Origin of the sequence: Saccharothrix sp. 6-C, from assembly GCF_016695385.1 — a bacterium.
Classification (GTDB): Bacteria; Actinomycetota; Actinomycetes; order Mycobacteriales; family Pseudonocardiaceae; genus Actinosynnema; species Actinosynnema texasense.
The window spans coordinates 5,628,460-5,650,707 of the sequence record NZ_CP064192.1 but is presented as its reverse complement, the minus strand read 5'-3'; the positions used below and the strand labels follow the sequence as shown (position 1 = coordinate 5,650,707).

Sequence of the window (22,248 nt, the reverse complement as noted above, 5' to 3'; positions counted from 1 at the left end):
CATACTTGTGAACAGAACCGACGGGTGCTGGTCACACTTGTGAACAATTGAGGCTTCGATAGTCGCATTAAGCCCGGCGGTGGCCGCCGGGGGTCAGTCCGGGTGACGGCCGCGAAACCGGAAGTATGCCCGCAGCGCGTCGGCCGCCGGCCACCCGCGATGGGTCCCGTGATCGGGCTCCTCCAGCTGCTTCTGTGCGATCACCGCAGCGCCTCGGTGCGGAGTTCCGGCACCCCGCAGGTGCCCGGAGCCGGTGCGCGCCGTGCGGATCGCGAAACTAGACTCGGACCGTGGACCTGGACCGACTTGAACTGGCCGAGTTGTGGCGGCTGGCCCGGGAGACCCTGGAGGGCGGCGGCCGGTCCGCGTTCAGCATTCGCGTCGAGGACGAGAAGACCGCCGCGGCGCTCGCCGAACTGCTGCGCAAGCCGGTCGCGCACCCGGCCCGCCGGCAGATCTCCCTGGCGCGCCTGGACGAGCACGTCCGCGCGCACGGCAGCACCCTGACCGAGGTGCTGGAAGCGCTGCACGGCAAGCCGATCGACATGTCCACCACCGGGGAAGCGTCGACGGCCGAGGCCGTGCTGAAGTTCGCACTGCGCGAGCACGACCTGCTGCACGAACCGTGGGCCGCACCGTGGATCGGGTACGTGCGCCGGCACGGCAAGATCCCGCAGCCCGCGTTGCCGATGCTCGCCAACCAGGCCGCCCGGGTGCTCGGCAGCCTCGGGCCGACGACGACCCGGTTCGCCCTGGCCGGCAACGACCTCGACGACGGACGGCCGCTCACCCGCATCGTGGGCAAGGCGCTCGAACTCATGGGCATGACTTGGGAGCAAGCCGGGATCCTCAAGGACGCCTACAGCGACCCGGTGCTGACCTCCCAGGGCTACCTGACGCTGAACGACACCCTCGAAACCCCGGAGATCACCGTCGTCCGCAGCCCACGCCTGCTCGAATCCGGCGTGCCCGGCCCGTTGATGGTGCTCCCGAACGGCCTCACCGCCCAGGCCAGGCACCACCTCAAAGGCAAGACGGTCCGCTGCCACAACGACTTCACGCCGGACGGCATCCGCACGACCAACGACATCCTCGCCTGGACCGACGGCACGGCGTGGCGCATGTCGGCGAACGACTACCGCGAGGCCGTCGCCACGCTGATCGCCCGCAGCATCGAACTGCCGACGCTGAACAGCCGCCCCCCGGAGGCCGCCTGGGATCCCGACCTGGCCGGGATCATGGCCACCACGGGCCTGATGGTCACCGAGGAGCACGTGCTGCCGTCACTCCTCTGACGACGCGAACCGCTTCACATCCCCGCCACCTGCGCCCCTCGACCACCCTGCGCCCGATCCGCCGCAGGCCAGCCAGGTCAGGCCGGTGGCGACGGCGCGTTCGCCGAGTGCGCGGATGCGGGCCGCGTCCTCTTGAAGGGCGGGACCCCGGAACGCCTGAACGAATGACGGCGATGGCCGGAGGTGGGAGCGGCTCGTGGCTCGGTTCCTGTCGTCGAACTGCGCGAGGCGGAAGGCGGCCGGCTCGCTCAACCCGAGGTCGGGACGCAGGACTGGTCGCAGGTCGCGCGGAGCACGGGAGGGTCGCCTTGCGTGACCCGGAGGACCGAGATCCGCTTGTCGTGCGGCACCTGACCTCCCCGGAAGTCGATCTTTCCGCTCTTGCCCTCCAGCACCGGCCGACTGCTCGGGTCGGGGGCGGTGTCGCCGGCGGTGCCGGGGTTCACCGGGGGACGGCCGATGTCGCTGATCGTCTTCCACAGGTCGCCGGACGACGGCCTGATGACGGGGAACAGCTCCTTCATGGCGTGCGCGTAGAGGTCGAGGGCGTCGTAGGCCAGTGTCGCCTGACCGTCGACGAAGGACCTCTGGTCCGCTTCGCACTCGGACTTGAAGATCTGCTGCATCTTCCGGTAGATGTCCTCCTTCGCGCCGCAGAACTCGGCCCCGACCGCGAAGGACAGCACGTCGTAGGTGACGCTCGGGTGCTTCTCGCGCAGGTCCGCGTTGGCGGCGTGCCGCATGACGTCGTCGCCTGCCAGCAGGGCGAGCTGTCCGGAGCACGTGCCGGCGATGCCGTCCAAGAGGTCGGAGAACTCGCCGGGACGCCCCGCGTAGACGACCAGCGTGTCCGCCGTGCGTTTGCAGAGCTCCTGTCCGATCGCGCGGGCGTCGGTGTGGTCTTTGTCGGTGGTGGGCTGGTAGGCGAGGTCGGGCAGCACCTCTCTCGTCTTCCCCAGGCTCCCGTCGGTGAACCGGGTGCGGAAGCTCTGGGCGAGATCGGCGGAGTAGAGGTCTTCGTCGTCCGTCGAACGCACGATCTGCACCTTGTCCTGGCCCGCGAACTCCCTGTTCGCGTACTCGACGGCGACGACGGCCTCCCGGTCGTTGTTCGGCGAGATCTGGAAGTACCTCGACGACACCTCGGGGAACTCGTTCGCCGACAGGGTGGCGGCTATGGTGGGCAGTCCTTGCCTGCCCAGCTTGGTGATCGTTTCGCGGGTCGTCTGACGGCTCTGCGCCAGGCCGAGCACACCCACGACGGTCGGGTCGCGGCGCATCCAGGTCCTCAGGTGCTCGACCAGTTCGTCGCCGTGCTGCATGGTCCGACCGGCGTTGCCCAGCAACACCTTGATCAGCGGGTGCCCGTTGCCGCGGTCGTCCAACAACCGGGCCTGCATCGCGGCCACGCCCATGAGCCGGGCGGTGTTCGTGGCCAGCAACTCGGGCCGGCCGCTCATCGCCGACACGTACACGACCGTCGCGTAGGGTCGGTCCGGGTTGTCCTCGTTGGCCTGTTCCACCTGCTCGTTCTGCGAGGCGATCTTCTCCTGCACGCGCATGAAACGGTCCCTGAGCTCACTGCTCTCGCCGTCGAGCAGCGGGATCGCCCTGCTGCTCACTCCGACGCAGTCGGCGGAGCCCGCGGAGTCGAGCCTGGCCAGCGTCTCGAAGTTCGAATCGCCCGGCGACAACCCGCAGTGCCGGTCGCGTTCCTCGGCGACGGTGGTGATCCGCCAGTACCCGCTCGCCGCGACCGCACCGAGCAGGAGCACGGCCACCACCGCGAGGACCCACGTGCGCGACCAGACCGGGGCCGGCCGCACGGTCAGCGTCGCCGGCGGCGGCACCTCGTCGGGTTCGATCTCGACCGGTCGGACCCGCAGCGGCAGGAACCACGCCGTGGGTCGGCGCGCTCGGCTGTTCGTGGCGAGCTTGCGCGTCCAGGTCTCGTAGGCGCGCCCGGCGTTCTCCACCCACGCCGGGGCCCGTTCGTCGGCCGCCGCCGCGTCGGGTGGCACCTTCTCGCTGCCGCTGATGATGATCAGCGGATCGAACGCGCCGGTGTCGTTGCGCACGTCGTTGATCAGCTTCAGCAGCGCGTAGCCGCCGTTGTCGCGGCGGATGCCGTCGAGCAGCACCACCGGGTAGACGGTGCGACGGGCCGAGCGGACCCGCCACGGCGTCCGCCGGTACCCCTGGCGGACGTCCTCCAGGAACGCGTTGACCAGGAGCTTCGCGAGCTGCCCGGTGTCCTCGTGCGGCGCCGGGCGCCGGCCGGGCGCGAGCGTGCCGGTGAGCCGTTCGGCGAAGCCGAGGAACGTGCCGGGGTCGTGCGGCGCGAGGTAGGGCTGGCGCAACAACCACCGGTACTCCCGCCCCGGGACCAGACCGCGCAGCTTCGCCCGGAACAAGAACGAGGGCAACAACTTCAGCACCACGCGCGCCCACCACGGCGCGGCTTCGGCGGCGCTGTCGAACGCTTCCCGGGGAATCAGGTCCTCTTCACTGCGGCCCCGCAGGTCGCGTTCGCGCAGCCGGGTGAGCAGGCTCGTGGTCGACTCGTCGTAGCCGCCTTCGGCGGGCTGGTTCATCAACCAGTAGACGAGCCGGAAACGCGGGAACACGTGCCGCCCGTAGCGCCCGTTGGCCGCACTCGACAGTTCGCGGGCCACCTCCGCCAGCACCGCGCCCACTTCCGCGACCTGGCTCGGTGACGTGTTGTCCTCCTCGGCGTCCGGGAACTGGTGGTAGGCATGCGGGATCCGGCCCGGATGAGCAACGCTCAGATGCGCGCGCAGGATCTTGAGCAGCCCGGCCGACTCGCGCTCGCGCACCAGGCAGACCAGCGGGATGCCCCGGTCGTTCCCGGCGCGGGCACCCGGCCGCCCGCCGGGCAGTTCGCCGAACCTGGGGCGTTCGGTCAGGTCCTGCACCAGCTTCAGGAGTTCGTCCATGACCTCGACGGGCGACGGCAGGTCGGCGGCGTGGATGTCGATCACGGTTCTCCTCCGGCGCGAGTGCGAATCCCGAATGAGGGAATATGACTGTATCCCGTGCCCCCGTACCCGCGTTTGTGAAAGGGGAATGCGGTTTGCGAATTCCGCACAACTGCGGAAATGGTGTTCGCAAATCGAGTCCGGTGTCGGCATTTCGCCGGTCGGCCCCGGTCGCACGGCACGTGTTCCGGCTCCTGACAGCGCGGGACGGTGACGGCGAAGCGTTCGCGGCCTTGGCGCGCTCTGCTCGGGGCGGGCACCGAGGATGGGCGCGCGGGAACGCTCGCGGCGGCGAGCGGCAATCAGTTCCGTGCGAACCGACAGCGTCCCCGTGACGCGTAGGAGGAGTCCCCCGGTGGAGCGGCTGGACGGACCCGAAGTGCTGGCCGCCTGGTACGACGCCCACGCCCGCCCGCTGCACCACTACCTGGCCCGGCGGGCCGGGACGGCGGTGGCCGACGACCTCGTGGCCGACGTGTTCCTGGTCGCCTGGGAGCAGCGGGCGGGGTTCGACCCGACCCGCGCCGGACCCAAGGCGTGGCTGTACGGGATAGCCACCAACCTGCTGCGGCGGCACCACCGTTCTGAAGAGACCCGGCTGCGGGCCTGGGCGCGGGACGGTGGCCGCCGGTCCACCCAGGACGAAGTCGACCACCGGGTCGCGGAGAGCGTGGACGCGGACGTGCGCGCCCGGCGGATGGCCGAGGCCATCGCGGGCCTGCGCGCCGAGGAGCGCGATGTGCTGCTGCTCGTGGCGTGGGGCGAGCTGACCGCGGCGGAGATCGCGGAAGTGCTCGGGATCAAGGAGCAGACGGTGCGGACGCGCCTGCACAGGGCCAGGACGAAGCTGAGGACCGAGGAGGCGCGCGATGCGTGAGGACGAGATGGACCACGTTGTGCGGGACGTGCGCGGCGACACGGCTCCGATGACCGACGAGAGCTTCGCCACCAACCGGGAGAAGGTGCTGGCGCTCACCGCGACCGGACGGCCGGCGGGCAGGCCGGCGCGGCGCTGGTGGGGTGTCGCCGCGGGCGTCGCCGCACTGGCCGCGGGTGGGGTGCTGGCCCAGGTCGCGCTGGGTGGTCCGACGCCCGCGACCGCCGAGGCGGCGCAGACGTTGACCAGGGCGGCGGACGCGATCACGACGACGGACCCGGTACTGGGCCCCGGCCAGTACCGGTACGCGATCAGCCGCGGCCGGTCCGCGGTGCAGACCCGGCAGGGCGGGCAGGACTTCCGGTGGCTGGGCGAGGAAGTCCTGGAGGTGTGGCTGCCCGCGGTCGAGGGCGAGGAGTACCTGGTCCGCCCCCGGGACACCGGTCGGCGGGACTGGCTGGTCGGCACCGAGGAACAGGCCCGGAACGCCGGGGTGGACCTGCGGCCCGCGGCGCAGGACGAGGTCCGCGGCCGGTGCGACCGTCAGTGCCAGGAGGACCCGGGGGCGTGGCAGCAGCCCAACGCCCGGTTCATCGCCGGCCTGCCCCGCGCGCCGGAAGCGCTGCTGGAGCGCCTGCTCGCGGACGGTCGGGGACGCGGGTCCAGCGACCACCAGGAGGCGCTGGTCCTCGCCTCCGACCTGCTGCGCAGCGGCAAGGCGCCCGCCGACCTGCGGGCCGCGCTGTTCCGGGCGCTGGCGCTGCTGCCCGGCCTGGAGGTGGTCGACCAGTCGGCCAACCTCGACGGCAGGCGGGGCGTCGCGCTGGCCGTGACCGACGGCGACGACCGCCAGGAGGTCATCGTCGACCCGGCCACCGGCGAGTTCATCGGCGACCGCCGCGTGCTGACCGAGTCGGACGGGACCCTGCCGGCCGGGACGGTCGTGGAGTCCGGTTCGGTGACGACGGCGGTGGTCGACGGGATCGGCGTCCGCCCCTGAAGTCCGGACCGCCTGAAGTCTGGACCGCTTGAAGTCCGGTGAACGCAGAGGTGGTTGTGGTCGGTGGCCGCACCACCTCTGCGTGCAGTGGTTGTCGTGGTCGGGGAACACCCGCGTCATGCCGTGCTGGTCGATTCCGCGGCGGCTGACAACCGTGCCCGTGAGCGCTCCCAAGGATCGTCTTTCCCTGCACGGACCAGGTTCTCGGCAGGCACAGGGGCGGACATCGGCAGCCGGGTGCGGGAGCTGTTGAGCGGTGGCGATGGACGCGGCTGCTCACCCCACGGCGATTCCGCGGGCCTTGAGGGTGTCCTGGGCGCCGGGGGCGGCCATCATGGCCTCGTCGCCGCCGTGGATCACGCGGAGGTTGGGCAGCAGGGCGAGGTCGTCCAGCGAGGTGACGTCGAAGAGGTCGTCCTCGCCGTCCCAGAAGGGGGAGCACTGGTGGTAGATCGCCAACCCGCCGTCGGTGGTCAGTTCGTCCACGGCGGCCAGTTGGTCGGGGGTGATCTCCAGGTCGGTGAAGTACTGGCGGGCTTCTTCGAGGACGGTGTACAGGAGGTCCTGTTCGTACAGGTACTTCCACAGGTCGCCGGTGGCGCCCTTGGCATGGAGGACGTCGGCGATCCGGAACGGCGGCTGGATCACCTTGTCCTGGTACATGAGCTTGTCGATGACCAGCAGCTTGAAGTTGAAGTCCTGGAACATGCCCCACTATCTACCAGACCACCCCGACAATCCGGGCAGTCCACCCATGCCTTCCGGGCAGGTCCTCGGCCCTGAAACGGCGGTTCGGGTGACCCGATGACACCAATCGGTGCTCGCCAGGCCGTCGGGGAGTCTGCGCCCCGGTGCGGCGGCCCGCTCCAACGGCAAACCCGGCCGCGCCAACGGCTCGTCGTCGAAGATCGAGCCACCGAGGACGGGTGCGTCCGACCCGTGAGTCGGAAGCGTTGTGACGCTTGGGACATGTCCGCATCAAGCATGCCTCAAGCGTTATCGACGGAGATGTCCCTGTCGGCGGTCTCGGGTGCGTTGAGGGAGATGCAGCGTGCTTTCGCCGGCGGCAACTGGCGGGTGGTCGACTTGGCCGCCGACAGCGACACGTCCCGACGCGCCGACCGCACCGCCTGCCGAGCCCGAGTTGACGGCCTGCGGCTCGGACGACCTCGGACCGCTGCTGGACGACACCGCCAAGCGGCCTTCGGCCTCGGCGGACGCGCCCGGCCCACCGGATCGGCCCCGGAACGGGCCAGGATCAACGTCACCCGCGCGGTCCGTGCCGCCGTCGCCCGCATCGCCGAGACCTTCCCCGACCTCGGCCACCACCTCGACTCCGCGATCCGCACCGGCACGTTCAGCGGCTACCAACCCGGTCCGCGGCCGGCGCTGACGTGGCACCTCAAGCGTTGAACATCGTTCACCCCGATACGACGGCGTACCGGCGTTCGGTCCGACCGGATGTCCTGCGCGAGCCGGCCCGGTGATCAGGCGCTCTCCGGTGGAGAGACCAGGGTGTCGAGGTCGTGCAACCGTTGTCGGAGGCGTCGGGCTTCGATGTCACGGCCTTGTTCACGGTAGAGCTCCAGCGCCTCTTCCCAGGCTGTGCGGGCCTGGTCGTGTTCTCCGAGCGCGGCGTGGGGGTGGCCGACGTTGTCGAGGGTGTACGCGAGGAAGTAGGTGTTCCTGAGGGCGCGGTAGCGGGTGAGTGCCTGGTGGTAGTGGTCGATCGCCTGCCTGTGGTCGCCGGCGCGATGGGCGATCAGCCCGAAGGTGTCCATCGTGGACGCCTCGCCGTCGGCGTCGTGGAACCGCCGGTGCAGGCTGAGGGCGGCGTGGCAGTGGTCACGCGCGGTGTCGAGCTCGTCGAGGCGTGCGCAGTACCAGCCCACCGAGTTGAGCGCGTCGGCCTCCCACAGCGGCCGGCCGATGGCGCGGTACAGGTCGAGGGCGTGTCGGGCGTGCGCCAAGGCCCGCCGGTCGTCCCCCTGGCGTCCCCAGAAGAACGCGAGCACCCGGTGGGTGTGGGCCTGTTCGGCGGTGTCGTGGTGGCGCACCGCCAGGTCGAGTGCCCGAGCCAGGTGTTCGTGGGACTCCTCGTGCAGGCCCAGCCGGGCACAGGCGCGGCCGAGGTGCCGGTGGGCGCGGCTGCGGGTGGCCGGGTCGGGCAGGTGGACGGCGGCGTCCAGCGCGGCCCGCCAGGCGGCGAGCGAGTCGCGCAGGTGCCCTCGTCGCATGTGGAAGTTGTTGAGTGCCCAGGCGAGGTGCCAGACGACGTGGTGGCGGCCGAGGACCACGGCGGCCTGCTGGGTGGCCAGGAGGGTGGCGTGTTCGGCTTCCAGCCAGGCTGCCGCGGTGGCGGTGTCGGACAGCGGGAGCGGGTGCACGCCGGGCGCGGGCGCGGCGGGCGGCAAGACGGGTGGTAGGTGTTGAGGAGGTGGTCCGCGGTGGCGGCGGTGTGCAGGTGGAAGTCCATCACCCGTGCCAGCGCGGCCTGTCGTGCGCCGCGGGGCAGGTCGTGGGCAGTGGTGGTGGCGTAGTCGCGGATCAGGTCGTGCATCGCGTACCGGCCGTGCGGGCGCCGATCGACCAGTGACGCCTCCACCAACGCCGACAACGCCATGCGGGCACGGACCGGTGTCAGGCCGGTGAGCGCGGCCGCGGCGGGCGGGGTCGTGTCGAGACCGGGGGCGATTCCGAACAGGGCGAACACGGTGCGCTGCTCGTCGGTGAGCCGGCGCAGGGACCACGAGAGGACCGCGGGCAGGCTGGCGGCGGGATCGGTGTCGTGGTCGAGCACCTCCAGACCCGATTCGCGCAGTTCGCCGGCGATTTCGGGCAGGGGGACGGCAGGGCTGGTGACGGCGTGACGGGCGGTGATCGACAGCGCCAGCGGGTAACTCCCGCACAATGCGATCAGCTCGTCCACGGCGTCGGGTTCGGCGGCGACGCGCCCGGTACCCAGGCGAGCGGTCAACAGGGCACGCGCCTCGTCACGGGTCAAGATGTCCAGGGTCAGGTGGCGGGCACCGTGGCGGTCGATCAACGACGCGAGCCTGGTGCGGCCGGTGACCAGCACCGTGCAGGTGGAGCTGCCCGGCAGCAGCGGGATCACCTGGTCGGCGGTGGCCGCGTTGTCCAACACGATCAGCATCCGCCGATCCGCGACCAGGCTGCGGTACCGCGCGACCTGCGCGTCCGGGTCGGCCGGGATGCGTCCGGGCTCGACGCCGAGGGCGTCGAGGAACCCCCGTACCGCCACGGCCGGGTCCATCGGCTCTCGCGCCGGGCTGAAACCGTGCAGGTCCACGAACAGCTGCCCGTCGGGGAATCGGTCCAGGTGACGGTGCGCCCACGCCAGGACCAGCCAGGTCTTGCCCACTCCTCCCGCACCGCCGATGGTGGAGACCCCCGTCGCCACGTCCCCGACCGGGAACTCGGCGAGGGACGGTCCGCGTGCGGTCGGAGCCTGCACAGCGGTGCCCCGTCCGTTCGGCGCAACCGCGGCCAGGGCGTGGTCCAGCGCGTCCAGCTCCACAGCTCGTCCCACGAACAACGCCGGTGCGGAGGGCAGTTGGCGCGGCACCACCCAGGCGGAGGTCGGCTGGGCCGTGTGCAGGTGCACGCCACCGTGCACCACACCGGCCTGCACCACTCCGCCCACGACACCGGACACCGTGTTGCGCACACCGAGGTCGCCGACATCGGCCGACGTGGAGCCGGGGAAGCGGGACGGCTCCGGCTCGAACGCCACCAACGGAGACACCTCCCGGACCTGGTCGATGACCGGACGACCACCCCAGCGTTCCACCGCGCCCCGCCGAACCACTCCGCACAATGGCGGACCCGGGGCGTGCGGCAGTTCCCGCGCGTCGACGCCGCGAGCCGGTGGTTCCCGCCGAGCGGTCTACCTGGTGGGGTGCCGTTCGCGGATGTCGAGTCGGTGACAGCAGTTCGGTCGGTGGTTGACAGTGCCGAGGTTCGGTGGGCGGGCGGTCAGGATGTCCAGAGTTCGTAGTCGATGACCACTTCCCCGGTCTCGGCGACCGAGCTGATGTGAACCGCGGCGAGGTTGCGCTTGTCGGTCCAAACGCACAGCTGTGCCCCCTCGTGCAGGTCCTCCAGGAGGATCGTGCCGACGCCGTCGGTCCGGTCGCGGCACGACGTGTAGGTGGCCAGGCCGTCCACGGGTGTGAGCAGCGGTTGGTCGTTGGGGGCGTGCACCCCGTAGTCCTCGACGATGAGGTCGGCGAGCTCACCGCACCGCTTGCGGCCCACGGGGATGGAGGTCGGGCCCCAGCCCGGGCAGCCCGTGTCGAGGTCGATCTTGTCGATGTCATTCGTCCGCACGTCCGAGGACGGCTTGAGCCGGTACTCCTTCTTCGCCATGGTGGGCTGGGGCTCGCCGATGGACGCGTCCGGCCTGGAGGGCTTCGAAGTCTTGACGGGCGGGTGCGGCCAGGACGAGGAGGTGCTCTCCGCGGCGGTGTTCGTGCTCGTCGGCGATTGTGCTCCGGCCGGGGCGTGGACGAGGGCGCCGCGCAGGTAGGTGATCACGGAAGCCGTCACCGCCGCCACAGCGATCACCCCGACCGCGGCGATCGCGATCCGCAGCCGCGCGCGCGATCTCGATGTGTCGGATCGATCGGGTGATGCGAAGCTGACGGTCAGGTCCCGGCCGGCCTGCAGGACCACTCCGTCCGAGCTCGCCCGCGCACGTTGGCCGACTTCCCGTCCGCCGCGCCGAGGACGCGGCGTCTCATCGGTGTCGACCGGGTCTTCGGGCCCCGGACGGTGGGGCAAGGAGCCGTCGTTCACAGTGCAATACTGCCCGACCCCGGGATGTGGTGTGGGCAGCGCGTCATCGGTCCGCGCCATTCTTCAGATCTGGTGAGCACGCCGCGCCGCAGGATTCGAGCGGCACTCCTGCGCTCGTCTTCGGAGCGGATCGCCAGGCGCGCGAGCATGCCCCGCAGCTCATGATGCACGATCACCGCAGCTCAACATCACCAAGGTCGAGGTGCTCGACAAGTGGGACGCCCCCGGTCAAACCGGGTGACCGCCTCGCAGGCCACCTACGACGCCTACGGCCGACCGCTGGAGGTCTACGACGCCCGCGGTGAGCAGACCACCACCGCCTACCCGATGTTCGAGTACCAGGACAACACGGACAAGCCCAGCGTCGTGGTGTCCAAGCAGTTGCCGGACGACGACAAGCGCCTGCCTGCCTACTCCCTCTACGACGGGCTGAGGCGCGAGCGCCAGAACCAGGTTCCGGCGCCCGACCGGACGGCGGACGTCAGCTCACCGCCGCGGGCGTCTTCGACGACGAAGTGCCCAACGAGACCGTCACCGAGTACGACGGCATTCCTGGGAGTTCGACAAGATCGGCAACCGCCAACGACGCCCAGTTGGTGTTCCTGCCGGCCTGCTCCAGCCGACTGGACTGGATCGAGGTCTACATCCGCTGGCGCAACGCCCGAGCCCGACCCAAGACCGGCTTCGCCACCGACTCACCCATCCGCACCTGGACCCACTACCCGATCAAGGTTGCGGGACGCGGCACTAGGCGCGCTCGCGGACCGCCAGGTAGACCGCGCGCACCGCCAACGTCCGCTCGATCCGTTCGATCACGGGTGCGAAGAACTGCCTGCGCTGCTCGGCGTCGCTCATCGACACCACGGCGAAGTACATGCTGCCGAAGGCCGCGAACAACGTGGCGTTGCGCAGCATCGCCGCGGGCACGCCGGGAACCCACTTGGCGGGCTCCGGTGGCGCTCCGATCCACTGCTCGGCGACGGCGGGCGTCACCACGATCAGGCCGAGCGCCACGAAGAACGCGAACAGCGCGAGTCCCACCACCGCCGCCTGCACGAGCTGGCGGATCGCGAGCATCACCAGCAGGTTGCGGGACTGCCGGCCGTTCAGCTTGTGCGGGCGCAGCGGCTCGTCGAACTCCTCGTCGCCCAGCGGCGTGCCCCGGCAGGCTTCCTCCAGGACCTCGGGGCGCAGGTCCTGCTCGACCCGGCCGATCTCGTCCTTGAGCCGCGCGGCCGCGGCGAGGACGGTGATCGCCGCGAACAACGCCACCACCAGGCTCACCCGCTGCCACGGCAGCTGGTTCATCGCCTGCCACAGCTCGCCGGTGAAGAACAGGAACAGCGTCACGAACAACAACGGCGGCAACGCCCGCCCGAGCAGGTGCACGCTGTTGCGCATGTCGTTCACCGTGTGCCGGATCGCGCCCTCGAGCAATGCCACCAGCCCGTACGTCACCGAGAACCACGCGGCGGCGAAGATCGCCGCGAAGAACACCACCAGCTGCACCGGATCGCTGTCCGGCGTGCCCTCGATGGTGTCCTGCAGGATCGGCACGATCACCGGCACCACCGCGTACCCGACGAGGATCGCGATCATGCGGTTGCGCGTGAACAGCGGCAGCCGCCGCACGAACACCGACAGCACGATCCAGGTCGTGAGCGCGCTGGCGAGGATCAACGTCAGCAGCACCCACCGCCCGTACCCCGCCGCGCCGAGCGGCACGAGCCAGACGAGGCAGGCGATCGCGATGGTCGCCAGCGCCGGCAGCATCCGCGGCAGCACGTGCGTGAAGAACCCGTAGCCCTCGATCATCGTCGGGGCTCCCTGCTGGACGAACCACCGCTCGGTGCGGCGCGCCAGCAGCCGTGCGGCTGTCATGGGGAGATGATGCCGCAACCGCCTGGCACGAGCCTGCCCGCCGGTGCACGGCGTCATCGGTCCACGACCGTCGCTGGGCGGGTCGGTTCTCGTCGCGAGGACGCGGACGCGGCCCTGAGGATCTCGTTGGTTCGGTTGAGTTTCGCATGCGGCTAACGCAGCCGGTGCAACGCCTCCGGGCCTGTCGCGATGAGCCCGTCGTCCCGCTCACCGCGGCCGGCCTCGTCCTGATTCGGAGAGGCTTCGGGCTACCGAGTGAACCTCACCTCGAGGTCCACCGTCATTGGCTGGTCAACATCGTTCCTGCGGCGTCGAACGCCTGGTAGGACAGCCGGTGCAACTCATCGTGGGACAGCCCGTGCAAGTCGGCCAGGTAGAACCCGTCACTCACCTGTGCGCTGATCATTCGGCCAGAGGGGAAGTGGATGACCACAGCGGCGACATCCGAGCGAACGGCTCCGTAGCCGACAGGCCCTGCACCGTCGTCCAGCCAGGCCGACATCAGCACCGACGTCTGCAGGTAGTCCGGTGGGAACGCCACGGTGTGAGCAGAGGGATAAGCGCCGGTCCGAACGCAGGCAGTGACCTGGTTGGAGGCGCCAATGACGACCACGAAGCCGTTGGATCGCGTCATGACCGGACCCGTGGCGGGCTTCGCACTCCTGCGTGAGACCCGCCCGCTGTCACACTTCGCCGCAGTCTCCTGCACGGCGACCGGTGACACCAGCTCCCACTGCGGACTGGCCATCCCGACCACGGGAGGTTTGAGCAGGACCGACAAGATCATTGCGCTACCGGTGAGGATGAGCGCGCCGAGTACCAGCTGAGCCGAGGCTCTTGCCACCATTCACGCAAGTCTGCCGCCTGCGGGGTTGAAGCGATGGCGGATTCGCATGTCCGGTGTGAAGTCGCTTTCCACACTGCGCGGCTTCGGCACGAGACGCCATACTCCGTCGGCGGCTCGCGGGTCCGGGTCCGCGCGGGGCGGTGGGCCGGTCCTGGTTCGCCGCCCTGTCCTGGTCCGCGGATCGCTGCCGGTGACGTGATGTCTTGTCGGTGAACCGGGCACCTCTGCTCGCCTGGCACCGCGAGATCGTCGCCCATGCGGGGCCTGGTCCAGGCCTTGACGTCGTGCTTGCCCCAACGTCGTGACATCAACGTTCTACCGGCGGTGATGGCTTTCTCGCGCTGGGTCGGCTTGCGGTGGTTCAGGCGCGCCCGGGTTCTCGAGTGCGCTTACGGCGGGCGCGGTTGTTGATCACGATGAGGGTGGTGGCGCCGACCACGGCGACCACCAGCAGCACTCCCGGCAGCGGGACGGGTGAGCCGAGGTCGTGGGCGAACCACTGGCCGAGGTCGGAGGAGCGGACTTCGTCACCCGCGCCCAGGGAGACACCGAACAGGCCGATGAAGGGGAAGATCCACGACCTCGCGGCGGCCTCCGCGCGGGAGGCTTCGATCCTGCCCGGCGATTCGGGGAGGAACGCGCCCACGAGCCCGGTGAGGGGCAGCACGACGAAGAAGTACCCCGCCGCGCCGAGCAACGTCGCGGCCAGGCCGAGCAACGTGAACAGGAAGATCGTGGTGGTGATGCCGAAGTCGTCGGACCCGGAGGGCGACCCGGAGGGGGTGAAGACCAGCATCGCGGAGCAGTTGACGACGACCGGACCGAAGAAGGCCGCCGGGCGAAGCCATTGCCCGTGCTGCCTGCCGCGGGCGAAGCGGTCCCCGCTCGCCGCGCCGTCCACCTGCCCGAGCACCAGCCTCACCCGCAGCGAGTGGCAGGCGCGCAGCAGCAGGAGCAGGGAGGTCTGCGCCAAGGCGTTGACCAGGTAGGACCCCATCAGGATCGCGACGCCCAAGCCACCGCTGGAGACGTGGTCACCGACGAAGAACGTGAAGTAGCCCCACAGGCCCGTGGCGGAGGCCGCGGCCGCCACGAGGACCTCCGGGGCCCCGGCATCGTCGAACCCGTTCGGCGTCCGCACGACGTGCCTCCAACGACTGTCACCCGGTCTGGTGAGAAGAGTCGCATCGTAGTGATGACGGGAGCAGCGGGCCTCGTGCCGCACGCCTGTTCCGCAGTGACGTCCGTCGCCGCCGACCACCCGGCCGCGAAGTTGCCGACATTCTGTCGGTAAGGTAGCCGACATGGTGTCGGTAAACCTTGGGCGGTGTGACGGATGTTCCTGACGATTCGCGAGCTGCTGTTCGCGCGCAGTCGCTTCGCGCTGATGGGCTCGGTGGTCGCGCTGACCGCCGTCCTGATGGTGCTGCTGTCCGGGCTGTCGGTGGGGCTGGTGAACGACGGCGTGTCCGGGCTGAAGAAGCTGCCCGTCACCTCGCTCGCCTTCGAGCGCGGCGTGGCGGCCGACGCCGCGTTCTCGCGCAGCGTGGTAGACCTCGACGCGGTGGGCGAGTGGGCCGGCAGGGACGGTGTCACGGCGGCCGCGCCGTACGGGAACACGCTGGTCAACGCGAAGACCAGCGGGGGAGTGGCAGTCGACTTGGCGCTCTTCGGGGTGGATCCCGGCTCCTTCATCGCCCCGGACGCGGCACGGGGCGCGCGACTCGGGTCGAACCCGCACGAGGTCGTGGTGAGCGCCACGGCGGTGGACGCGGGCGTCCGCCTCGGCGACACCGTCACGATCGACCGGATCGGCACGGAGCTGACGGTGGTCGGGGTGCTGGACGGCCAGCACACCTACGGCCACGTGGACGTCGGCTACGTGCCCCTGCGCACGTGGCAGGAGATCCGGGTCGGGGCCGGGCCGGGTGATCAGGCGCCGGCGCACGCCTACGAAGAGATCACCGCGGTGGCGGTGCGCTCGGCGTCCGGGACGGACCTCACCGCCGGTGACAGCGCTGCCGCGACGACGTCGATGACGGTGGAGGACTCCTTCGCCGCGTCGCCGGGCTACTCGGCGGAGACCGCGACCCTGCGGATGATCCAGGTGTTCCTCTACGCCATCTCCGCCCTGGTCGTGGGCGCGTTCTTCACCGTGCTGACCATCCAGCGCAAACCGGAGATCGCCGTGCTGCGCGCCATGGGCGCGAGCACCTGGTACGTGTTGCGCGACAGCCTGGCCCAGTCGTTGGTGCTGCTGGCGCTCTCGACGGCCGTGGGCGTCGGCGTCGGCCTCGCCGCCGGCGCCGCCATCTCCGCCACGCCCATGCCGTTCGCGCTGGAGGCGGGGCCGATCGGGATCGCGTCGCTGCTGCTGGTCGTGCTCGGCATGGCCGGGGCGTCCCTGGCCGTGCTGCGCATCACCAAGATCGACCCCTTGACCGCCCTGGGAGGCAACCGGTGAGCGAAGGACTGCTGCTGGAGCGGGTGAGCCTGCGCTACGGCGACGGCGAGGAGACCACGGTCGCGCTGGAGGAGGTGAGCCTGCGCGTCGAGCCGGGTGAGGTCATCGCCGTCGTCGGCCCTTCGGGGGCCGGGAAGTCGAGCCTGCTCGCGGTGGCCGGCGGGCTGACCGTGCCGGACTCGGGCCGCGTCCTCGTCGGCGGCGTCGACCTGGCGGGACGGGAGCGGGACCGGGCGCGCGTGCGTCGCGAACGGATCGGCTACGTGTTCCAGAGCAACAACCTGATCCCCTCCCTGACCGCTGTCGACCAGGTGAGGCTCCCGCTGACGTTCGGACGGGTGACGGACCCGCGTGACCCGCGGGAGCTGCTCGCCGCGGTGGGCGTGGAGCACAAGGAGGACCGCAGGCCCCACCAGCTCTCGGGCGGTGAGCGGCAGCGGGTCGGTATCGCCCGCGCGCTCGTCACCCGACCGGACGTGCTGCTGGTGGACGAGCCGACCGCCGCGCTGGACCGGCAGCGCAGCCACGAGGTCCTGGAACTGCTCGCCCGCGAAACGCGCGAGCGGCGAATGGCTACAGTCGTCGTCACGCATGACCACGACGTGCTGCGTCACTGCGACCGGGTGTTCGAGATGGTCGACGGCCGGTTGACGGCGGGTGAGCCCGTCACCGCGTAGTGGACGGCTCGACCCGCCAGGAGGAGAACGTGCCCCGCATCCAGGCGCCCACCGTGGCCGAGCACCGGGCCCGGCAGCGGCGGGCGATCCTGGACGCGGCACGTGCGCTGCTCGCCGAGACCGGCGCGGCGCCGACGCTGGCCGCCGCCGGTGAACGCGTCGGGCTCGCGAGGTCGAGCGTGTACCAGTACTTCCCCTCGGCGGAGGCCCTGCTGGAGGCCGTGGCCGCGGACGTGTTCCCGACGTGGTCGGCGCGGGTGCTCGACCACGTCGCGTCGGTGACCGATCCGGCCGACCGCGTCTGGGCCTACGTGGAGGCCAACGTCACCCTGTTCTCCGGGCCCGAGCAGGCGCTCGCCCAGGCGCTGCGGACGGTGATGGACCCGGCGGTGCTGCACGAGCACAGCGCGCAGCTGCACGCCAGGCTCCAGGAGCCGCTCATCGACTCCCTGAGCCTGCTCGGCGAGACCGAGACCGGACGCATGGCCGAGCTGATCAACGCGACCGTCCTCCGGGCGTCGCAGAACATCGAGGCCGACGGGGTGGCGGCGGTGCTGGGCCTGCTGGACCGACTGCTCCGCCCCTACCTCGACGCGCGCCGAGCCGATCGGTGACGCAGCGGCACGGGTCCCGCCCGGGGCGACGCGTCCGAGAACGGCATCCCCCGCGACTGGGTGGACGAGTGCCGGTGGGCGCTGCCCGCCCAGGTGATCGAAGTCGGCGGGCTGGAGGACGGCACGTGCGCACTGGTCACCCGGGTCGATCCCCGGTGTGCAGGCTCATCCCTTCACGGCCCCCGCGGTGAGGCCCTCGGTCAGGAAGCGCTGCCCGAACCCGTACATGACCGCGACCGGGATGCTGACCAGCAGCGAGGCCGCGGCCAGCTGTCCCTGCGGCACGACGTCACCGAAGATCATCGACTGCATGCCGACGGGCAGCGTCTTGTAGTCGTCCTTCGTGATGAACACGAAGGCGAACAGGAACTCGTTCCACGCGTTGGTGAGCGTGAACAGCGCGACCGCGAGCAGGCCCGGCTTGGCCAGCGGCAGCACGATCCGGATGAACGCCCCGAACCGCGTGCAGCCGTCGACCAGCGCGGCCTCCTCGAGGTCGGCCGGGATCGACTTGAAGTAGCCGACGAGCAACCACGTCGCGAACGGCAGGGTGAACGTGGGGTAGGCGAGCACGAGCGACCACAGCGAGTCGTTGAGCCCGATCCCGCTCATCATCTGGTAGAGCGGGATGAACAGCAACGCGCCCGGCATCACGTAGGTGAGCAGGATCGTGACCGTGAAGCTCTCCGAACCCCGGAACTTCAGCCGCGCCAGCGCGTAACCGGCCAGCGCCGCGCAGACCAGGGCGATCACCGTGGACGCCACCGAGACGAGGACCGTGTTGACGTACCAGGTGCCGAACGCCCTGCCGGTGAACAGGTTGGTGAACTGCTCGGTGCTCCACGGGGTCGGCCAGAGGTCATCGGTGCGCGCGACGATCTGGTCGTCGGACTTGAACGCCGTGACCGTCATCCAGTAGAGCGGGGCGAGCACGAAGCCCAGCAGGCCCACGAGCGCGATCCCGCTGCCGGTGCCGCCGACCACCCGGGCGGCCACCCGGTTGCCGCGCGCGGCGAGCACGGAGACGACCCGTCCGACGGCGGCCGTGAGCACGACGAACACGCCCAGCACGAGCGCGGCCTTCCACACGATGTGCGGTGACGCCCAGACCAGCACGAGCACCGAGCCCACGACGACCACCCACGGCAGCGCCCGGCGCTGCGCGGGGGTCAGCCGCCTGCGTCCCGAGTCGCCCGAGCCGGGCAGGTCGCCGCGTCGCATCATCCGCACGAGGATCACCACGAGGATGCCGATGACCGGCAGCATCACCAGCGTGACCGCGGCCCCCGCGCCCAGTTGCAGCTGCTGGATGGCCTTCGAGTAGGCCACCATCACGTACGGGGCGGTGGCGTCCCCCGGTCCGCCCTGCGTCATCAGCCAGATCAGGTCGAAGTTGTTGAACGTCCAGATCGACGATAGCAGCACGGTCACGATCATGATGTTGCGCAGACCCGGCAGCGTGATGTGCGCGAAGCGCTGCCACGGCGAGGCGCCGTCCACCACCGCCGCCTCGTAGAGACCGCTGTCGATGGCCTTGAGCCCGGCGAGGAACGTCACCGCGAAGAACGGGACGCCCTTCCAGACGTTGACCAGGATGACCGCCGGCATCGCGAGCGCGGGATCGGACAGCCACTGCGCGGGCCAGGAGTCGACGAGCCCGATCGCGGCGAGGGCGGGCCCGATGCCCGAGTCGGTGAGCAGGACGTTGACGCTGCCGAAGATCGGGTCGAACAGGGACCGCCAGGTGAAGGCCGTGACGACCGTCGGGACCACCCACGGCAGCAGGATCACCCCGGCGACGATCGCCCGGCCGCGGCGCATGTGGTGCAGCATCAACGCCGCGATGAGACCGAGGGTGACTTTGAAGATCTCGGCGTAGGCGGTGAAGACGAACGAGTTGAGCACGCCCTTGTGGAACACGGCGTCGTCGATGAGGGCGAGGTAGTTGTCCAGCCCCACGAACACCGTCTCCGCGCCGTGGCGCTCGGTGGCGCTGGTGAAGATCGAGCTGGTGATCGGCACCAGGATCAGGCCTGCCACCAGCAACAACGTCGGCCCGATGAACACGGCGGCGAGACGCCAGTCGCGCCCGAGCAACCGCTGCGAGGAGGTGAGCGAGGACGACGTGCCCGGCACCGGACGGGCCGGCGCCGGACGCGGACGCGGAACGGTCACTGCGGGTAGCCCTGCTGCTCGAAGACCTGCACGATCCGGGCGTGCGTCGAGGCGACGGCCTCGGCCGGCGGGGTGCCCTGGATGACCGACTGCATCATGTCGGTCAGCAGGTAGGCGGCGGTGGCGGCCTGCTCACCCGGGCTCGGAGCCTGGGGGAAGGCGTAGCCGGTCTTGGTGGTCAGCGGGAGCGGCGTGCGGGTCTGCTCCCGCAGCGCGGGGAACGCCGGGTCACCGCTGGTGTAGTGCGGGTCGGAGTCCCACACCTTGTCCCACGCGGGGTTCACCAGGCACGGTGCTCCCTTCGCGACGCCGAGCAGCGCGCTCCCGCCGGCCATGAACTTCGCCACCAACTTGGCGAGGTCGGGGTTCTTCGCCCCCTTGAACACGACGAACGAGTTGGACTCGCCGTACGCGAGCGGCCGGTCGATCGCCGGCCCGGTGGCGCCGTTGAACGGGTGCGTGTTCGCGTAGACCGGGTTGTTCTTGGTCTTCGAGTCGGCGTAGACGCTGAACTGGTTGAGCGTGAGCCCCAGGACCTGCGCCAGCCAGTTCTCGTTGTTGCTCGAGTCGGTCCAGCTGCCGACCCCGGGCGGCAGCATCGGCGCGTACTTCGGGTTCGTGTAGATGTCGCCGATGAACGTGACGGCGGCGACGGTCTCCGGCGAGTCGAACACCACCTTCGTGCCGGTGTTGTCCGCGATCGCGCCGCCGTAGCAGTTGATGACGTTCGTGATGAAGCCGTTGGCGTCGCCGGAGCGGTTCACCGTGAGACCCCAGCCGAAGCGCCGCTTCGCCGGGTCGGAGACCTCCAACGCGTGATCGCGCAGCTCCTCCCACGTGTAGTGGGGCTTGAGCGGGAGGCCTTTCTCCTCGTACCAGTCCTTGCGCAGGTACATCGCGGTCGCGATGAAGTGGTACGGGATCGCGTACCAGCGCCCGCCGAACACGCAGAAGTTCGCCGCCTCCGTCGCGGGCTCCCCGTAGAGCGCGCGCATCTCGTCGACCACGTCGGTGACGTCGGTGAGGGCGTCGAGGTTGTGGAGCTGGCCGACGAACCGCCGATCGCTCATGAAGGCCAGGTCGCGGCTGGTGCCCGCCTTCACCTCGGTGTCCATCTTCGCGACCATGTCGCCGGCGTCACCGGAGACCAGGTCGTTGCGGACCGTGGTGCCGGTGGCCTGCGCGAACGCCTGCAACGACCGGTCCAAGGCCTGGTTGGCGGTCTCCGAGTAGAGCTTCTGCGACAGCATCCCCACCGACCCGCCGCGGAGCGCGGCTGCCTGGTCGAGCAGCGCCTGGGGCACTTGGACGTCGACCTGCGGCGCGGTGGGACCACCCCCGCACCCGGCGAGGCCGAGCACGCCCAGCGCGCTCATCCCGAGGAACGTGCGCCTCGACAACCCTGTGTTCTCCTCCACGACAACTCCTCTCGCGTCCGATCGAGCGGACGTTCGGCGACGTTGCGCCCGGCGGGACAGCGCATGGGCTTCAGCACCGGCACGGCCGGTCGACCGCGGAGCCGGACCCGCTGGACGACCACCGCGTCGGCCACGTGGAGCCTGGGTTCACCCCCGCGCTCGCGTGCGGTCGACCCGGGACGCGGTGGTCACGACGACGTCGGCCGGGTGGGTCTCGGTCACCGTCCCGTCCGAGACCTGCGGGTGCAGGAGCACGGATACCGGGCTGAGCACGGCTCTGGCGATCCGGAACACCACCCTCACCGAATCCTTCCCCGACTGGCGCGGAAACGTTTCGCCGACGCTACCGGCCGGATCTCAGAGTTCACTGAGACTTTTCGACCTGCTCCGACCCCGGGCTGCTCGTCGTGGCGAGCGGGTCGAATCGTTGCAGCACCGCGATTCCCCGCGGCCCGGCATAATCCACTGGCAAGGGCGTGCCCGTACCGCTCACCTGATCAAGCTCGGGAACGGGCGGCGCTCAACAGCTCATGTGGTGCGGCCACGGCGGAAAACCGATCTGGTCGCTCCCGTGCAGCAGCACGGCGAGGGATGCCCGGTCGGCATCGCCCACCCCGTCGGGGACGCCGCCTACTGGCCGTCTCGTCGCAGGAACCGGTAGAGCAACCACAGGACCAGGGCGATCGGGGTGAGCGCCGCCGCGAACAGGATCGCCGCGAACATCCCGTAACCGTGCGGGTCGGAGGACAAGCCGATGACACCGGCCAGGCCCATGCCGATGAACAGCACGATCAGCGCCACCACGCAGACGAGCGCGGCGAGCACGATTCGCCTCAGCGCCGTCCGCAGAGCGGTCACCGACACCACGAGGAGCGCGGCGCAAACGGCGTGGCGCGGCCGGCGTGGCGCCAGTCGGCGATACCCGTCATCGGAGAGCCCCGTCCCGTCCTCGATCTCGTTGCCGCCTGGTGCCGGCTCCCACGCGTCCCGGTGCGCCGGTGGCGTGCGCACCTCCGGCCGACCGCCGGAAAGAAAAGTCCTTTGTGGACTGCACTGGTGTCGGGGCCGCCCTTCGCCGTCCGCGGGGAAGGGCTTGTCGGCGGCACGCCGTTCCTCCCTCTGGCGCAAGGTTACGCCGGCGCCCGGGGGCGACCCCCGTTCGTAGGTTTTGGTGACCTGTGCG

General features: G+C 70.5%; 19 protein-coding genes. 8 read left to right on the top strand and 11 right to left on the bottom strand.

Features of this window, described 5'->3' with window-relative positions; all coding sequences use genetic code 11:
• Positions 1-290: 290 nt before the first annotated feature.
• A complete protein-coding gene (locus IOD16_RS23455) occupies positions 291-1,295 on the top strand; it encodes a DUF2399 domain-containing protein (RefSeq protein WP_201436164.1) in 1,005 nt (334 codons plus the stop codon).
• 248 nt (positions 1,296-1,543) lie between these two features.
• Here the strand turns inward: IOD16_RS23455 and IOD16_RS23450 are convergent, their stop codons facing one another.
• Positions 1,544-4,297 carry a hypothetical protein gene (locus IOD16_RS23450; RefSeq protein WP_201436163.1) on the bottom strand — a complete coding sequence of 918 codons (2,754 nt, stop codon included), beginning with the start codon at positions 4,295-4,297 and terminating at the stop codon, positions 1,544-1,546.
• A 352-nt stretch (positions 4,298-4,649) separates the two neighbouring features.
• Between IOD16_RS23450 and IOD16_RS23445 the strand changes: the two genes are divergently transcribed.
• On the top strand, positions 4,650-5,171 hold the full coding sequence (locus IOD16_RS23445; protein ID WP_170185339.1) for an RNA polymerase sigma factor: 522 nt from the start codon (positions 4,650-4,652) through the stop codon (positions 5,169-5,171).
• A complete protein-coding gene (locus IOD16_RS23440; RefSeq protein WP_201436162.1) occupies positions 5,164-6,171 on the top strand; it encodes a CU044_5270 family protein in 1,008 nt (335 codons plus the stop codon). Before IOD16_RS23445 ends, IOD16_RS23440 begins: the two co-directional genes overlap by 8 nt.
• 276 nt (positions 6,172-6,447) lie before the next feature.
• On the opposite strand, the gene IOD16_RS23435 is transcribed toward IOD16_RS23440, so the two are convergent.
• Positions 6,448-6,879 (bottom strand): DUF6892 domain-containing protein, encoded by a 432-nt coding sequence (locus tag IOD16_RS23435; RefSeq protein ID WP_201436161.1) that lies wholly within the window; start codon positions 6,877-6,879, stop codon positions 6,448-6,450.
• 336 nt (positions 6,880-7,215) lie between these two features.
• Here IOD16_RS23435 and IOD16_RS23430 point away from each other — a divergent pair, with 336 nt between their 5' ends.
• A complete protein-coding gene (locus tag IOD16_RS23430) occupies positions 7,216-7,584 on the top strand; it encodes a hypothetical protein (protein WP_201436160.1) in 369 nt (122 codons plus the stop codon).
• A gap of 74 nt (positions 7,585-7,658) precedes the next feature.
• Here the strand turns inward: IOD16_RS23430 and IOD16_RS40555 are convergent, their stop codons facing one another.
• The gene (locus IOD16_RS40555; RefSeq protein ID WP_236594308.1) at positions 7,659-8,585 is read right to left on the bottom strand and encodes a tetratricopeptide repeat protein; all 927 of its coding nucleotides are present in this window, start codon (positions 8,583-8,585) and stop codon (positions 7,659-7,661) included.
• Between the two features lie 374 nt (positions 8,586-8,959).
• On the opposite strand from IOD16_RS40555, the gene IOD16_RS41310 reads away from it, so the two are divergent.
• A complete protein-coding gene (locus IOD16_RS41310; protein ID WP_328809355.1) occupies positions 8,960-10,189 on the top strand; it encodes a hypothetical protein in 1,230 nt (409 codons plus the stop codon).
• Here IOD16_RS41310 and IOD16_RS23420 read toward each other — a convergent pair.
• From IOD16_RS23420 to IOD16_RS23405, 4 genes are all read right to left on the bottom strand, one after another.
• On the bottom strand, positions 10,168-11,049 hold the full coding sequence (locus IOD16_RS23420) for a hypothetical protein (protein ID WP_201436159.1): 882 nt from the start codon (positions 11,047-11,049) through the stop codon (positions 10,168-10,170). The genes IOD16_RS41310 and IOD16_RS23420 overlap by 22 nt on opposite strands.
• A 687-nt stretch (positions 11,050-11,736) precedes the next feature.
• Positions 11,737-12,870, bottom strand: coding sequence for a hypothetical protein (locus IOD16_RS23415; RefSeq protein ID WP_201436158.1), 1,134 nt, complete (start codon positions 12,868-12,870; stop codon positions 11,737-11,739).
• 280 nt (positions 12,871-13,150) lie between these two features.
• Positions 13,151-13,717 (bottom strand): hypothetical protein, encoded by a 567-nt coding sequence (locus IOD16_RS23410; RefSeq protein WP_201436157.1) that lies wholly within the window; start codon positions 13,715-13,717, stop codon positions 13,151-13,153.
• A 361-nt stretch (positions 13,718-14,078) separates the two neighbouring features.
• A complete protein-coding gene (locus IOD16_RS23405) occupies positions 14,079-14,858 on the bottom strand; it encodes a hypothetical protein (RefSeq protein WP_201436156.1) in 780 nt (259 codons plus the stop codon).
• A gap of 195 nt (positions 14,859-15,053) precedes the next feature.
• On the opposite strand from IOD16_RS23405, the gene IOD16_RS23400 reads away from it, so the two are divergent.
• From IOD16_RS23400 to IOD16_RS23390, 3 genes are read left to right on the top strand one after another with little or no spacing between them, the layout of a single operon-like run.
• Positions 15,054-16,181 carry an ABC transporter permease gene (locus tag IOD16_RS23400; RefSeq protein WP_201436155.1) on the top strand — a complete coding sequence of 376 codons (1,128 nt, stop codon included), beginning with the start codon at positions 15,054-15,056 and terminating at the stop codon, positions 16,179-16,181.
• Positions 16,178-16,858, top strand: coding sequence for an ABC transporter ATP-binding protein (locus IOD16_RS23395; RefSeq protein ID WP_201436154.1), 681 nt, complete (start codon positions 16,178-16,180; stop codon positions 16,856-16,858). Before IOD16_RS23400 ends, IOD16_RS23395 begins: the two co-directional genes overlap by 4 nt.
• 29 nt (positions 16,859-16,887) lie before the next feature.
• Positions 16,888-17,472, top strand: coding sequence for a TetR/AcrR family transcriptional regulator (locus tag IOD16_RS23390; protein ID WP_201436153.1), 585 nt, complete (start codon positions 16,888-16,890; stop codon positions 17,470-17,472).
• 165 nt (positions 17,473-17,637) lie between these two features.
• Here IOD16_RS23390 and IOD16_RS23385 read toward each other — a convergent pair whose 3' ends face one another.
• From IOD16_RS23385 to IOD16_RS23370, 4 genes are all read right to left on the bottom strand, one after another.
• Entirely contained in the window at positions 17,638-19,647 is a 2,010-nt protein-coding gene (locus tag IOD16_RS23385) for an ABC transporter permease (protein WP_201436152.1), read from the bottom strand.
• Positions 19,644-21,065, bottom strand: coding sequence for an ABC transporter substrate-binding protein (locus tag IOD16_RS23380; protein WP_201436151.1), 1,422 nt, complete (start codon positions 21,063-21,065; stop codon positions 19,644-19,646). Before IOD16_RS23380 ends, IOD16_RS23385 begins: the two co-directional genes overlap by 4 nt.
• A gap of 147 nt (positions 21,066-21,212) precedes the next feature.
• Positions 21,213-21,368, bottom strand: a complete 156-nt coding sequence (locus IOD16_RS23375; RefSeq protein WP_201436150.1) for a hypothetical protein — start codon at positions 21,366-21,368, stop codon at positions 21,213-21,215.
• 327 nt (positions 21,369-21,695) lie between these two features.
• Complete coding sequence (locus IOD16_RS23370) at positions 21,696-21,923, bottom strand: hypothetical protein (RefSeq protein WP_236594307.1); 228 nt, start codon at positions 21,921-21,923, stop codon at positions 21,696-21,698.
• Between the last annotated feature and the right edge of the window lie 325 nt (positions 21,924-22,248).

Bases quoted from the DNA above. Each gene is read 5' to 3' on its own strand.
- IOD16_RS23415 (WP_201436158.1), bottom strand. From the start codon at position 12,870: ATGACAGCCGCACGGCTGCTGGCGCGCCGCACCGAGCGGTGGTTCGTC.
- IOD16_RS23430 (WP_201436160.1), top strand. From the start codon at position 7,216: ATGCAGCGTGCTTTCGCCGGCGGCAACTGGCGGGTGGTCGACTTGGCC.
- IOD16_RS23435 (WP_201436161.1), bottom strand. From the start codon at position 6,879: ATGTTCCAGGACTTCAACTTCAAGCTGCTGGTCATCGACAAGCTCATG.
- IOD16_RS23420 (WP_201436159.1), bottom strand. From the start codon at position 11,049: ATGGCGCGGACCGATGACGCGCTGCCCACACCACATCCCGGGGTCGGG.
- IOD16_RS23440 (WP_201436162.1), top strand. From the start codon at position 5,164: ATGCGTGAGGACGAGATGGACCACGTTGTGCGGGACGTGCGCGGCGAC.
- IOD16_RS23400 (WP_201436155.1), top strand. From the start codon at position 15,054: ATGTTCCTGACGATTCGCGAGCTGCTGTTCGCGCGCAGTCGCTTCGCG.
- IOD16_RS23410 (WP_201436157.1), bottom strand. From the start codon at position 13,717: ATGGTGGCAAGAGCCTCGGCTCAGCTGGTACTCGGCGCGCTCATCCTC.